Below are 13,566 nucleotides of genomic sequence, written 5' to 3' on the forward strand. Positions count from 1 at the left end.
GCAGTGGACATGTACCTGCAGTGTTCTATGTAGTGGAAAACAAGGTGCGTCTCCGCACCTTGTTTCGCCTAATACTTATATATTGCTTATGTGTGTTATTCAGAAATTTTAGCGTTGTCCACTAGGAACTCAACTGTGTTCTGCATACGAATATCGTTTTCAAGCATTTCAGTTCCACCTAGAGCTGTTTTGATCTGTTCAATGTCCATGTTGAATTGACCAGCCATTTTTTCAAGCTCTTTGTCGATGTCTTCTGAAGTCACTTGCATGTTTTCAGCTTCAGCAATTGCTTCAAGCGTCAATGAAACGCGTACACGTGTTTCAGCATCGCCGTGCATTTGCTCGCGAAGTGCAGCTTCGTCCTGGCCAGAGAATTGGAAGTACAATTCAAGGTTCATGCCTTGCTGAGTCAAACGTTGCTCGAAATCGCTCATCATACGGTCCATTTCTGTATGGATCATGGCATGAGGAATGTCGATTGTTGCGTTTTCAGCAGCTTTTTGAACTAACTCGTCACGCAGTGTTGCATCAGCAGCAGATTTCTTTTCAGCAATCAGGCTGTCTTTCATTTTTGTGCGAAGAGCATCCAAGCTTTCAACTTCAGGGTCGATTTCTTTCGCCAACTCGTCATTTAGTTCTGGAAGTTCTTTGCCTTTCACTTCGCTTACTTTCACTTTGAATGTTGCAGCTTTACCTGCAAGTTCAGCAGCGTGGTATTCTTCTGGGAAAGTGACTTCAACGTCTTTTTCTTCTCCAGATTTTACGCCTACCAATTGCTCTTCGAATCCTGGAATGAACGAGTTTGAACCGATTTCAAGGGAATAATCATTTCCTTGTCCGCCTTCAAATGCTTCTCCATCTACAAATCCTTCGAAATCGATAACAGCTGTATCGCCTTCAACGATTGCTTCGTCTTCTTTAACAGTCAACTCAGCCAAACGCTCTTGGTTTTCTTTCAACTGGTTTTCGATGTCTTCATCAGATACTTCTGTATCTGGTTTTGCAGCTTCAAGGCCTTTGTATTCGCCAAGCTCAACTTCAGGCTTTACAATCACTTTCGCTGTAAACACAAGCGGCTGGTTTTTTTCGATTGTTTCGATGTCGATTTCAGGACGGTCAACCGGGTTGATTCCTGCTTCTTCAACTGCATTCGCGTAAGCGTCTGGCAAGATAAAGTCCAAAGCATCCTGGTAAAGTGATTCTACACCAAAACGTTTTTCGAACATTTGACGCGGCATTTTCCCTTTACGGAATCCTGGTACGTTGATTTCTTTAACAACTTTCTTAAACGCTTTATCAAGACCGGCGTTTACTTCTTCTGCAGGAACTTCAATTGTAAGAATTCCTGTGTTACCTTCTTGTTTTTCCCATTTTGCTGACATTATATAAGCCCTCCAAACATTTTCTAAAAAGTCATTTTACGTTTTATACGAATTTTGACAACTTCAATATTATAGCACAGATAGTGTCAGGTTCAACTATTTCTACCCATTCCGCATTTCAAACCACAGTTCTGCCTGCTGAATCAGCTCCAGCAGCTTTTCATCTTCATCAAATGACGTCATTCCGCTGAACAAGCCTTCTGTGTAATCCATGTAGGCCTGCGCGACTTCCACTTCTTCGTACTCGTCCCATGCGAACGGATACAATAGATAGATATGGCGTTCAAACAGTTCTTTCACCAGCTCCAGGCGGGTTGGGTCTTTTGCCAGTTCTTCTTCCATTATGGCTGTAACCTTCCGTATCCGGCTGTTGTTTATAGGATCTGGGAGGTTATTGATGGTGAATGTACCCTTGTAGTGAAACTTTTGCAGAGACACTTCTGCTTCAATTTTTTCTTGATAGAGCATAAACAGTATGTATGTTTTTGTTAGTAGATCAGCTTCTGGATGTTCGATAATCGCCAGCAACTTTTTTTTGAGCGCTTGATACGAAGTTGTCGGCAAATCCAAAATCAGCTGCTCTTGCTCTGAAGGATGTAACGCCAAAAACACATCGATGGCATAAAGCGAGGCATCTACTTTCTCCGAAGCGTTGGCGGCAATTCGTTCGTTGAGGTCACGCAATTGTTGAAACTGCTCAAGCCGCTCTTCCGGCAAAACTTTTTCTTCTATCAACAGTTCAATCATTTTTTCCGCTTCTTCAAATTCACGAACTTGCATTAAAATGCTTATGTATAACTCCATCGTCTCCAAGTAATGAATCGGGCCAATCTTCAACAACTCTCTGCACACTTCCAGAGCCTCTTCAAATTCACCGAGCTCGTAAAGGCAATAGGTATAGCCTCCTAAAGCGGCTGCATGTTCAGGTTCATATGTCAGTACTTGGTACAGGTTGTCCCGGGCATCTTCGTACTTTTCTTCTTTTAAAAAAGTCATGCCTTCGGAGAGCAGACGGTTCACGGTCGTCGGAAAGACGATCACATTCCCCATACGCTTTAACTCCCGGTATTTCTTCCGCATCCTACCACCTCATTTTGTGTCTCGTAATCATAGTATATTCCCTTTTGCCAAAAAATAAAAACCTTATCGCGAAGTGCATGACCGGCATTTACCACAAAGGTTTCTGGTCGTTGCTCAGCTCCATCATCTTAGGTATTAGGGACAAGGCTACAGCAAAGAGCATTAGTATCATGCTAATCGAATAAACCAAAGATAAATCAAAGATTGCGGCAAACGGCAACGGCAATAATACCAGCCAGTTGATGAGCGTCATACGCTTCCGTGATCTGGGGGTTGCGTACTGATGACTATGGCAATGCGGGCAGTTCATCGCTCCACTGAACTTCCAAGATGCCTTGATTGATTCTTTCCAGGTCCATTCGGCTCCACACGTTTTGCATGTCGGCAAAAAAAACGCCTCCTTAGTTATATAGTACGTGCTGCGGGAGGAATGGTTTCAGGGTTTAGTGATTAACACAAAGAAACCTCCCTGCCGTTCAAGGAACGAAGAGGAGGTTTCTTTGCAAATTATGTACATTCCTATAATGTCCCAGGAGGGATTCGAACCCCCGACCGACGCCTTAGAAGGGCGTTGCTCTATCCAGCTGAGCTACTGAGACCAAAGCTTTCTTAGAGTCCAGACGGTGGCACCTGCTGTTGCGGGCAACTTCGCTTTTCTTACGAAAGACAATTTTAATTATAGAAATGATTTGAAGAAAAGTCAATGCTATTTTAAAAAAACATTAGAATTAATTAATGGCGTTTATTTTTCTTCGTTCAGCCACGTTGGCATATTCTCATTGAGCTTGCGCAAGGCGTTGCCCCGGTGAGAGATTTCGGCTTTTTCATGCGGCTGCAATTCAGCCATTGCTTTGTCCAAACCAGGCACAAAGAACACTGGATCGTAGCCGAAACCATTATCGCCCCGCTGTTCTGACAAAATGATGCCTTCACATGAGCCTGAGAAGGTTTCGGTCTGCTGCCCTGGAGCAGCGACAGCCAAGACGCATCTAAAACGGGCTGTGCGTTCGTTTTCCGGTACACCGGCTAATTTCTCAAGCACTTTGTCGATATTCGCCTGATCGCTCTTAGCGCCCCCCGCATAGCGTGCTGAGTAGACGCCGGGTTCGCCGTTCAAAGCATCAATTTCCAATCCGCTATCATCTGAGATAACTGGGATGCCGAGTGCTTGTGAAACTGCTTCGGCTTTCAGGATGGCGTTCTCTTCAAACGTCACACCTGTTTCTTCCACGTCCATGTCCTGTGCCACATCACGCAGAGTCAACACTTGGTAGCCAAGCGGAGACAGCATGGTTTCGAAATCTTTGGCTTTGCCTTTGTTTTGAGTCGCGATTACAATCTTTCTCATAATTCTGCGGGCGCCTTTTCGCCAATGCGTTCCGCCAGTTCGCCCAGTGCGTCGCGCTGCATGGAGATTAATTGGCTGATGCCTGCTTCTCCAAGGTCCAGTAATTCGTTAAGCTGAACTCGAGTGAACGTTGATTCTTCTCCCGTTCCCTGCAGCTCGACAAAATGGCCAGCGCCTGTCATAACGAGATTCATGTCCACTTCCGCACTTGAATCTTCCACGTAGTTCAAGTCAAGAATCGAACCGTTTTCTGCGGTAACCCCAACACTTGTTGCTGCCAGGAAATCTGTTACTGGAAATGCCGGAAGATCCAATTTGCCGATTGCCATTGTCATGGCGATAAAGGCACCTGTGATCGATGCCGTACGAGTGCCGCCATCTGCCTGAATAACGTCGCAATCGATCCAAAGCGTACGTTCTCCAAGCTTCTCAAGGTCCACCACAGCACGCAAAGCACGGCCAATCAGACGTTGGATTTCCATTGTGCGCCCGCCGATTTTGCCGGCTGACGCTTCGCGGCGGTTTCGGCTGTTGGTAGCACGCGGAAGCATGGAATATTCTGCCGTAATCCAGCCTTTGCCCTGGCCGCGCAAGAATCCCGGAACTTTGTCTTCAATGGTCGCGGTGCAGATGACTTTGGTTTGTCCCACAGTAATCAATACCGAGCCTTCTGGATGAATCAAGTAATCAACGTCCACTGTTACCGGACGCAGTTCATTCGTTTGTCTATTATCTATGCGTGTCATAAAAATCCTCCTCGTATATGCTCAAATAGCTTACCATATTTCGCAGATAACGACAAAAACCTGATGGCTGGCAGCCGTCAGGTTTTATGGAAACGTATCGAGTGGATAATGGGCTCATTGATTCCGAGCCACTTGTGGATAATTGAGCCGAATATTTGCGTAGACCCCGTTGTATAGAAGTGATGCACCGGTGGCTGTTTCCAGTTAGCAAACTGTTTTTTATAGCTTAAGTAACGCTCGACATCTTTTGCCGTTTCTTCTGCCGATGACAGCACATGTACCGTATCCCCAAGCACTTCTTCAATAAAGTCTTGGAGCAGAGGATAATGTGTGCAGCCTAAAATTGCGGTATCGAACTCTTCGTAAGCAATTGATGCCAAGGTATCCTGAACAATGCGATGGGCAAACTCTCCTTCGTACTCATCACTTTCTACTAAAGGGACAAATCGAGGGCATGCCAGCTGCACCACATTGGCCGATGACACCAGTGACAGGATTGCTTTTTCGTATGCTCCGCTTTCTACCGTTCCTAACGTACCTAAAACAGCGATCTTTTTCGTTGTTGAAGATTTAATTGCAGCACGCGCTCCTGGGAAAATAACGCCAATCACAGGGATTGGCAGGTTTTTTTGCAGCGAGTACAGTGCGGCGGCGGTTGCGGTATTGCAGGCGATGACCAGCATTTTAATATTTTTTTTCATCAATGCATTGGCCATTTGCCATGTGTAGGTCCGAACTTCTGAAAGCGGGCGCGGGCCATAAGGGCATCTGGCATTATCACCGATATAGTAAATTTGCTCGTTCGGCAATAGTTTCATTATTTCTTTTGCGACGGTAAGTCCACCGACTCCTGAATCAATTACTCCGATTGGCGCATTCAACGTCATCGCCTCTATCCTATTTCATGTTTTTGTGCAATTTCTCAAGCAAAGCAGCAAATTGTTCTGCCTCGTCTAAGGTAAAATCTGCTAATACCGTTTCTAAGTATTCCTGGCGCTTTTGGATCACTTCTTCAATAACACGTTCGCCTTCTTTTAATAATTTAATTCGCACAACTCGCCGATCCTGTTCTTCACGGATGCGTACGACCAGCTCATTTTTCTCCATGCGATCAACCAAATCGGTTGTGGTGCTGAACGCCAAAAACATTTTGTTCGACAAATCGCCGATGGTCATGTCTCCGTGCTCAAACAGCCATTGCAGCGCAATGAATTGAGGCGGCGTAATCGTATAGGAATTTAAAATTTCCCGGCCTTTTTGCTTAATGATCCCGGAAATATAGCGCAATTCCTTTTCCATAAAGGCGATTCGTTCTAAATCATGGCTGATGCCTTGTTTGTCATCATTCATTACTGGATATCACTCCTTGAAAGCCTATCTTATTCCTATAGTGAAGGTTTTTTATTGATATAGCAAGAAAACCCTTAATTTTTTGCAGTTGCCAATTGGTTTGATCCGAGCAGCTCAATGTCCCGCTCTGTCCAAGGATGCCCTTTTCCAGTCTTCTTTGAAATTTGGACCATCGCCCCTCTGCCGGTAAAGCAGGTTTCCCCTTTTTCATTGACCGTCCAGTAATGAATATCAACAGAGGATGTGCCGATGCGCGCAATTTTGACTTGAACAGCTAGTTTTTCATCGAAAAAAACTTGTTGGACAAAATCCACTTGCATATCGGCTACGACCGGAAACAGCTCGTTGCCAGCTTCCAACCAGCGCTGCATTAATCCCAGCTCTTTTAAAAATTCGATCCGGGCAAATTCAAAGTAAGTTATCGGCACAGTATTGTTCACATGGCCAAACATATCCGTTTCGGAAAAACGAACTTGAACCGGAGCCGAAAAGAAAAAATCCTGTTTCCACTCTTCAAAATCCTCAATGTAATTTGCTTTCATAGGTAGCCTCCTAAGTTATTGACTGGGTATGGAAAACTCAAGTTATCTATTTCATTTTCTTAGTATATCAAAATTTTTGTCTATAAGCAGGCATTTTTATACTTGGCCAAAATAAAAAACCCCGCCGCAGCGGGGTTTTGTGTAGATACTAGTCAACCATTCTGTCGCTTCCGAAGAAGTTGCGGAACATTTGAACAGTCGTGTCGCGGTTCAACGCTGCGATCGACGTTGTCAAAGGAATTCCTTTTGGACAAGCTTCAACACAGTTTTGTGAGTTCCCGCAGCTTGCTAGTCCGCCTTCACCCATGATCGCGTTCAAACGAGCATCGCGGTTCATGGCACCCGTTGGATGAGCGTTCATCAAACGAACTTGTGAAAGTGGGGCAGCTCCGATGAAATCGGATTTATCGTTAACATTCGGGCATGCTTCAAGGCATACGCCGCACGTCATACATTTAGATAGCTCGTAAGCCCACTGGCGCTTGCGCTCAGGCATACGCGGTCCATCCCCAAGGTCATGCGTGCCATCGATTGGCACCCAAGCTTTAACTTTCTTCAACGAATCGAACATCCGGCTGCGGTCAATGACAAGGTCACGGACAACAGGGAATGTCTTCATCGGCTGAAGACGGATCGGCTGTTCCAATTGATCCACCAAAGCAGTACACGATTGACGCGCTTTGCCGTTGATGATCATCGAACATGCTCCACAAACCTCTTCCAGACAGTTCATGTCCCACGTTACAGGAGTGGTTTTTTTCCCTTCAATATTGACAGGGTTACGACGAATTTCCATCAATGCCGAAATGACATTCATGTTCATCACATATGGCAATTCGAACTTTTCCCAATACGAATCTTCATCCGTAGAGTTTCTGCGTTCGATTTCAAATATAACCGTTTTTGCTGCTTCACCCATGGTAAATTAGCTCCCTTCTATATCATGCTTTTGCAGAATAATCACGTTTACGCGGCGGAATCAACGAGGTATCGACTTCTTCGTAATGGAAGATTGGTGCATCAAAGCCATTGAATTTCGCCATCGTTGTTTTTAGGTACTCCTCATCGTTACGTTCCGGGAAATCCGGTTTGTAATGAGCGCCGCGGCTTTCGTTTCGGTTGAGTGCCCCGATTGTGATCACTCGTGCTAAATGTAGCATATTTCGCAATTGACGTGTGAACATTGCGCCTTGATTGCTCCAAAGCTGTGTATCCGTGATGCTGATATGGTTGAAACGCTCGAGCAATTCTTGGATTTTTTCATCCGTCTTCTGCAAACGATCGTTATAGCGTACAACTGTTACATTGTCCGTCATCCATTCGCCCAATTCTTTGTGAAGAACATAAGCGTTTTCTGTTCCGTCCAATGCCAAAATTTCTTCCCAGATGCGTTGTTCTTTCGCTTCATGCGCTTCGTAAATTGCTGAAGGAAGATCTTCTGCCAATACATCCAAGCCGTTTACGTAGTCAAGTGCGTTTGGTCCTGCAACCATCCCGCCGTAAATTGCTGACAGCAATGAGTTCGCGCCGAGGCGGTTACCACCATGCTGAGAATAATCACATTCGCCTGCTGCCAAGACACCAGGGATGCTTGTCATTTGGTTGTCATCGACCCACAATCCACCCATTGAATAATGGACAGCCGGGAAGATTTTCATCGGAACTTTACGAGGATCGTCCCCTGTGAATTTCTCGTAAATCTCAATAATCCCGCCAAGTTTAATGTCCAGCTCTTTTGGATCTTTGTGAGAAAGATCCAAGTAAACCATGTTTTCGCCGTTAATGCCGAGCTTCTGGTTAACGCAGACATCAAAGATTTCGCGTGTTGCGATATCACGAGGAACCAAGTTTCCGTATGCCGGATATTTTTCTTCAAGGAAATACCAAGGCTTGCCGTCTTTGTAAGTCCAAATACGTCCGCCTTCTCCACGAGCCGATTCTGACATTAAGCGCAGTTTGTCGTCTCCTGGAATTGCTGTCGGGTGAATTTGAATGAATTCGCCGTTCGCGTAGTATGCCCCTTGCTGATAAACGATAGAAGCCGCTGAACCTGTGTTGATCACAGAGTTTGTTGATTTCCCGAAAATAATCCCCGGTCCGCCAGTTGCCATGATAACAGCATCAGCGCGGAACGATTTGATTTCCATTGTCGTCATGTTTTGTGCTGTGATTCCTTTACCGACACCTTGTTCATCAAGAACAAGACCAAGGAATTCCCAACCTTCATATTTCGTGACCAGTCCGCTTACTTCATAGCGGCGAACCTGCTCATCCAAAGCGTAAAGCAATTGCTGGCCAGTTGTGGCACCCGCAAACGCTGTTCTGTGGTACATGGTTCCGCCAAAGCGACGGAAATCCAATAGGCCTTCCGGCGTACGGTTAAACATAACACCCATGCGATCGAACATGCGGATAATTCCCGGTGCTGCATCCGCCATTGCTTTTACGGGACGCTGGTTTGCCAGGAAATCGCCTCCGTAGACAGTATCGTCAAAGTGAATATCCGGGGAATCCCCTTCACCTTTTGTATTTACTGCTCCGTTAATCCCGCCTTGTGCACAAACTGAGTGGGATCGTTTAACGGGCACGATTGAAAATAAATCGACGGGAGAACCTGCCTCTGCAACTTTAATTGCGGCCATCAAGCCAGCAAGGCCACCACCGACGATAGAAATTTTGCCCTTCGCCATGTTAGTATTCACTCCTCTTTTAGTTCACCAATGATTGAATCATTCTTAAACGAATGCAAACAATGCTCTCATACCAATAATCGATAGTACAACAAATACTAGAAGCGTGAAATAAGTTGCATTACGCTGTGCTGCTTGGGATTGTGTGATTCCCCATGTTACAAGGAATGACCAAATTCCGTTCGCAAAGTGGAAAACTGCGGCCAATACACCCACGATGTAGAATGCCAGCATAAATGGATTGTCTAAAATGTTTGCCATCATGTTGAAATCGGCTTCATCTGCACCGATTGCAACCTGGAATCTTGTTTCAAATACGTGCCAAGCGATGAAGACTACCAGGAAGACCCCTGTATAGCGCTGTGCAACAAATAGCATGTTGCGCAAATAGCTGTAGTGTCCAGGATTGTTCTTCGAAGTAAACGCTATGTATAGCCCGTAAAACGCGTGATACATAAGCGGCAAGTAGATGACAAAGATCTCCAAGAAAATAACGAATGGAAGATTAGCCATAAAGTGAGAGGCTGTATTGAATGACTCTACCCCTTGCGTAGCAAAATGGTTGATGATTAAGTGCTGCGTTAAGAATAAACCGATAGGAATGATCCCCAACAATGAGTGCAGCCTGCGCATTAAAAATTCACGATTGTTATTCAAAATTTTACCCCCCTCAAAACATTGATTGGCAGCGTCCAGAGCAGACAGTATATTACGAAAGCACCTGAAGCCGCACACCATCATGATACAATAATATGACATATTTATTGTACTCCCCCCCTTTGGGAGCGTCAAGGCAACGAAACTCATTCAAACAGATAGTTACCAAGCATTTTAAGCCTATTAGATGGTCTCTTCGCAACAAAACACGGAGAAATGTAACCGTTTTAATCGAATTGCACAAAAAAGCGATTCTCTAATTGAGAATCGCTTTTTCACTCTATTCTGGCCAATTCTACTGCTGTCGGTATTATTGCAATATTGCCATTGAGAATTTGAACGTTTTGTGAATATTTTCACGAACAGTTATTTCAAGAGCAATCGCCTCTGACTTATTTCACTTCTACCTCAGACAATTCATATGCCTCGTGCAACGCATTCGCAGATTTTTTCATATCCACTTCCGGCACAACCACTGAAATTTTGATTTCGGACGTACTGACCATTTTTACAGGGATTTCTTTTCTTCTCAAGATATCAAACATCCGTGCAGCAACCCCTGGATTTGAAACCATTCCAGAGCCGACAATCGATACTTTCGACAAGCCCACTTCAATGGTTACGGATAAAAAGCCAATTTCTTCTTGGGCTTCAGTCAGGACGCGCTGTGTTTCATCCAAGCTTTCCTGGCTAATGGAGAAAGAAACAGATGGTGGAAATTCATCGCTGATGCTTTGAACGATGATATCCACATCAATTTGATTTTCTGCCAGTTTCGTGAAAATATTAGCCAGCGATCCGTTAAACGGTTTTTTATAAGTCACAGTTACACGCGCAATACCTGGTTCAAATGCAACGCCTCTGACGATTAAGTTTTTCTCCACTGTAATCACCTCTTGTATAATTGTGCCAGGCTCATCGGAATAACTTGCTCTGACGGATAATGGTACGTGATTGTTTTTTGCAAACTCAACTGCCCTTGGGTGCAGGACACCCGCTCCAAGATTGGCAAGCTCCAGCATTTCATCATACGAAATTTGTTCCAATTTGCGCGCGCCTGTTACAAAACGCGGATCCGATGTATAGACTCCATCGACGTCGGTATAAATTTCGCATTTCTCTGCCTTTAATGCTGCTGCCAGTGCTACTGCCGTTGTGTCCGATCCTCCGCGACCAAGTGTCGTGATGTTGCCAATTTTATCGACTCCTTGAAAACCGGCGACCACACAAAAATAGCCGCTCTCCAACACGCGCTCAAGCCGTTCTGTATGAATATGTTCAATTCGGGCATTGCGCGGCACAGATTCGGTTTCGATCCCTGCCTGCCAGCCGGTAAAGGACAGCGCTTCATGGCCTAACTTTTTAAAAGCCATTGCCAACAAGGAAATGGTTACTTGCTCACCGGTAGCGAGCAGCATATCCATTTCACGTTTAGGCGGCTCAGAAGAAATTTCTCCGGCCAGACCAAGCAAAGTATCAGTTGTTTTGCCCATTGCTGAAACGACAATCACGACACGCTTGCCTTTTTCTTTTTCGCGGATGACCCGTTCAGCCACTCCAATGATTTTTTCTGGAGTCGCAACGGACGTCCCTCCAAATTTCATAACGATCGTTTCCATTCTATTCACTCCCACATTTAATATGTGGCCCTCAAAATGGCTGGCAGTAAGGCCATTAAAGCAGCACCACCAGACACAAAAAGAGGCAGCTTACCGCAACCGCGGCAAACTACCTCTTTTATCATGCACGAAAAACGTCCATGTGAGATAGCCCTCCAGAGATTGACTCTGACAGCTCTGCACCTCTTAAGTGCAGAACCAGCATGCGTTTTAGCAGCAACACGCACACTTCGGCGACCGCCCCTTTCAGCATCCATCTCAGATTCTGCAAATCTCCGAATGCTTACTATTGACGTTCGCGCCTCTATCATCACTTTTCCAAGTGATCTAAATATTCTCTTACGATAGCACGTTATGACTCACTTGGCAACGTATCCTCTGCAAAATGCTGTTCGATGGACAACGCCAATGCTTCCGGCATGCCCGCCTGTTTGATTTCTTCTACAGAAGCTTCTTTGATCTTTTTAACCGAGCCGAAATGCTTCAGCAGCTGCTGTTTGCGCTTCGGCCCGACCCCTTCAAGTCCATCAAGTGCCGACTGAATCGAATTTTTGCCGCGCAATTGACGGTGGAACGTGATGACAAATCGGTGAACTTCATCCTGAATGCGCTGCATCAGATAAAATGCTTCACTTGTCCGCTTGAGCGGCACGACTTCAACCGGATTGCCATACAATAATTGCGAAGTTTGGTGCTTGTCATCTTTCGCAAGGCCGGCAATTGGAATGGATAGCCCAAGTTCATCTTCTAAAATCTCCCGCGCCGATGACATCTGTCCTTTTCCTCCGTCAATAACGATAAGGTCCGGCAGCGGCAATCCATCTTTCAATACACGCGAATAGCGGCGGCGAATAACTTCTCGCATGGCCGCATAATCATCGGGTTTTGACCCAGAACGCGTTTTATACTTGCGGTAATCTTTTTTGGAAGGCTTGCCGTCAATAAACGTAATCATCGCAGACACGGCATCTGCTCCCTGAATATGTGAATTATCAAATGCCTCAATGCGCAGCGGCGTCTGGATGTTCATCGCATCGCCAAGTTCCTGGCAGGCGCCAATTGTTCGTTCTTCTTGGCGCTCCAGCAGCTGGAACTTTTCTTTGATGGCAATTTCAGCATTTTTCTTCGCCAGCGCCACCAAATCTTTTTTCTTCCCACGCTGAGGCACGAGAACCCGAACTCCGAGCCATTCTTTCAGCATCTCTGGATCGTCTGCTTCCGGAAGCAGGATTTCGTTGGGTTTGACGTGATTGGGCTTTTCATAAAACTGTCCGAGATACGTCAAAAACTCTTCTTCAGGATCCCGGTATAACGGAAATAGCGAGACGTCGCGCTCAATCAACTTGCCTTGGCGCACAAAAAAGACTTGAACGCACATCCACCCTTTGTCGACAGCGTAGCCAAAAACATCGCGATTGGTAAAATCGTTCATTGCCATTTTCTGCTTTTCCATAACGGTTTCGATCATGGAGATTTGGTCGCGGTATTCTTTTGCCCGCTCAAATTCCAGATTTTCTGCAGCTTCCGACATTTTTGTCACCAATTCGTGTTTGACTTCACGGAATCCGCCATTTAAAAACTTGCTGATGCCATCGATCAATTCCTGGTAAGTCTCTTTCTCAATCGGCTTGACACACGGTGCCAGACATTGCCCTAAATGGTAATACAGGCAAACCCGGTCCGGCATGGTGTGGCATTTCCGCAAGGGATACAGACGGTCCAGCAGTTTTTTTGTTTCAGCTGCTGCATAGGCATTTGGATAAGGACCAAAATACTTCCCTTTGTCCTTTTTAACCTGACGGGTAGTGATCAGCTTGGGATGGCGCTCCCCTGTGATTTTAAGGTACGGGTAGCTTTTATCATCTTTAAGCATGATATTGTATTTGGGATCGTATTTTTTGATCAAATTCAATTCAAGAATTAATGCTTCTTTGTCAGAAGATGTAACGATGTACTCAAAATCCTCGATTTCATTAACCAAGCGCTGTGTTTTGGTATCGTGGCTGCCGGTAAAATACGAGCGTACACGGTTTTTGAGAACTTTTGCCTTCCCGACATAAATGACGGTATTTTGGCGGTCTTTCATCAAATAACAACCTGGTTGATCAGGCAGTATTGCCAATTTATGCTGAATCAATTCGTTAGCCATTTT

Annotated in this window: 13 protein-coding genes, 1 tRNA gene and 1 riboswitch; all 14 genes read right to left on the bottom strand. The window is 45.3% G+C overall.

What is annotated here, in order from left to right:
* Window positions 1-95: 95 nt before the first annotated feature.
* The gene (gene tig, locus AC4EG4_RS08115) at window positions 96-1,382 is read right to left on the bottom strand and encodes a trigger factor (RefSeq protein WP_490978761.1); all 1,287 of its coding nucleotides are present in this window, start codon (window positions 1,380-1,382) and stop codon (window positions 96-98) included.
* 102 nt (window positions 1,383-1,484) lie between these two features.
* Window positions 1,485-2,462, bottom strand: coding sequence for a tetratricopeptide repeat protein (locus tag AC4EG4_RS08120; RefSeq protein ID WP_490978762.1), 978 nt, complete (start codon window positions 2,460-2,462; stop codon window positions 1,485-1,487).
* An 88-nt stretch (window positions 2,463-2,550) separates the two neighbouring features.
* Entirely contained in the window at window positions 2,551-2,850 is a 300-nt protein-coding gene (locus tag AC4EG4_RS08125) for a TIGR04104 family putative zinc finger protein (protein ID WP_490978763.1), read from the bottom strand.
* Between the two features lie 137 nt (window positions 2,851-2,987).
* Window positions 2,988-3,061 (bottom strand) — tRNA-Arg (locus AC4EG4_RS08130).
* Between the two features lie 143 nt (window positions 3,062-3,204).
* Window positions 3,205-3,810: an XTP/dITP diphosphatase gene (locus tag AC4EG4_RS08135; RefSeq protein WP_490978764.1), complete on the bottom strand. Its 606-nt coding sequence runs from the start codon at window positions 3,808-3,810 to the stop codon at window positions 3,205-3,207.
* On the bottom strand, window positions 3,807-4,556 hold the full coding sequence (rph, locus tag AC4EG4_RS08140; RefSeq protein ID WP_490978765.1) for a ribonuclease PH: 750 nt from the start codon (window positions 4,554-4,556) through the stop codon (window positions 3,807-3,809). The genes AC4EG4_RS08135 and rph overlap by 4 nt, the downstream gene beginning before the upstream one ends.
* A 77-nt stretch (window positions 4,557-4,633) precedes the next feature.
* A complete protein-coding gene (racE, locus tag AC4EG4_RS08145) occupies window positions 4,634-5,437 on the bottom strand; it encodes a glutamate racemase (protein WP_490978959.1) in 804 nt (267 codons plus the stop codon).
* A 16-nt stretch (window positions 5,438-5,453) separates the two neighbouring features.
* A complete protein-coding gene (locus AC4EG4_RS08150; RefSeq protein WP_490978766.1) occupies window positions 5,454-5,906 on the bottom strand; it encodes a MarR family winged helix-turn-helix transcriptional regulator in 453 nt (150 codons plus the stop codon).
* 74 nt (window positions 5,907-5,980) lie between these two features.
* Window positions 5,981-6,448 (bottom strand): acyl-CoA thioesterase, encoded by a 468-nt coding sequence (locus AC4EG4_RS08155; protein ID WP_490978767.1) that lies wholly within the window; start codon window positions 6,446-6,448, stop codon window positions 5,981-5,983.
* Window positions 6,449-6,596: 148 nt separating this feature from the next.
* A complete protein-coding gene (sdhB, locus tag AC4EG4_RS08160; protein ID WP_490978768.1) occupies window positions 6,597-7,367 on the bottom strand; it encodes a succinate dehydrogenase iron-sulfur subunit in 771 nt (256 codons plus the stop codon).
* Window positions 7,368-7,389: 22 nt separating this feature from the next.
* Window positions 7,390-9,138 (bottom strand): succinate dehydrogenase flavoprotein subunit, encoded by a 1,749-nt coding sequence (sdhA, locus tag AC4EG4_RS08165; protein ID WP_490987488.1) that lies wholly within the window; start codon window positions 9,136-9,138, stop codon window positions 7,390-7,392.
* Window positions 9,139-9,183: 45 nt separating this feature from the next.
* Window positions 9,184-9,795, bottom strand: a complete 612-nt coding sequence (locus tag AC4EG4_RS08170; RefSeq protein ID WP_490978770.1) for a succinate dehydrogenase cytochrome b558 subunit — start codon at window positions 9,793-9,795, stop codon at window positions 9,184-9,186.
* A 392-nt stretch (window positions 9,796-10,187) separates the two neighbouring features.
* On the bottom strand, window positions 10,188-11,414 hold the full coding sequence (locus AC4EG4_RS08175; RefSeq protein WP_490987489.1) for an aspartate kinase: 1,227 nt from the start codon (window positions 11,412-11,414) through the stop codon (window positions 10,188-10,190).
* Between the two features lie 140 nt (window positions 11,415-11,554).
* Window positions 11,555-11,729, bottom strand: a riboswitch (Lysine riboswitch).
* 37 nt (window positions 11,730-11,766) lie between these two features.
* Window positions 11,767-13,563 carry an excinuclease ABC subunit UvrC gene (gene uvrC, locus AC4EG4_RS08180; RefSeq protein ID WP_490978772.1) on the bottom strand — a complete coding sequence of 599 codons (1,797 nt, stop codon included), beginning with the start codon at window positions 13,561-13,563 and terminating at the stop codon, window positions 11,767-11,769.
* Window positions 13,564-13,566: the final 3 nt, after the last annotated feature.

This window comes from Planococcus sp. TJ-201, assembly GCF_058268495.1.